Origin of the sequence: Pseudoalteromonas sp. T1lg88 (genome assembly GCF_002964765.1) — a bacterium.
In the GTDB taxonomy this organism is placed as follows: Bacteria; Pseudomonadota; Gammaproteobacteria; order Enterobacterales; family Alteromonadaceae; genus Pseudoalteromonas.
On the sequence record NZ_PQCF01000034.1, the window covers coordinates 1 to 622 of the forward strand.

Sequence of the window (622 nt, forward strand, 5' to 3'; positions counted from 1 at the left end):
CTATCCGTGCTGATCGCCGAGCTCGGTACCGTGATCGTCGTCACACCATCACTGATGGTGATGCTGTCGACGGTGGCACCGGCTTCAACGCTGCCGGTGAAACTGACGTTCGTGGCTTCGGTCGCGCTTAACTGCTCATCGCCGCCGTCGTTGAACATGATGCTGTTCGCACCATCGCCCGTGGTTGGCGCGCTGGTATCAATGACTAAGTTGCCCGTGGCCATGCTGCTGTTACCCGCCGCATCGGTGGCGGTCACTGTGACCTGGTAGCTACCGTCCATAAGCGCAGGCAAGGTGTCGTCCACCAAGGTCCAGGTGCCGTCGCCATTGTTGGTGGCAACATAATCCACCCCCTCAACGGTTACTACTATGCTCGCCTCTGGATCATCTATGGTGCCGGTCAAGGCTGGGGTGCTGTCATTGGTGGTGTTCCCTTTAAAGAAAGCGTAATAGCTCACTAGTCGAGTCGGCCTGCGCGGAAGATGTAACGGGGCTAAACATACCACCGAAGCTGCGGCTGCATACTTAGTATGCGGGGTAGGGGAGCGTTGTGTAAGTGGCTGAAGGTGTGCCGGGAGGCATGCTGGACATATCACAAGTGCGAATGCTGACATGAGTAACG

General features: G+C 57.2%; 1 rRNA gene. It reads left to right on the forward strand.

What is annotated here, in order from left to right:
- Positions 1-622 (forward strand): 23S ribosomal RNA (locus tag C2M34_RS15805); the annotation flags it as partial.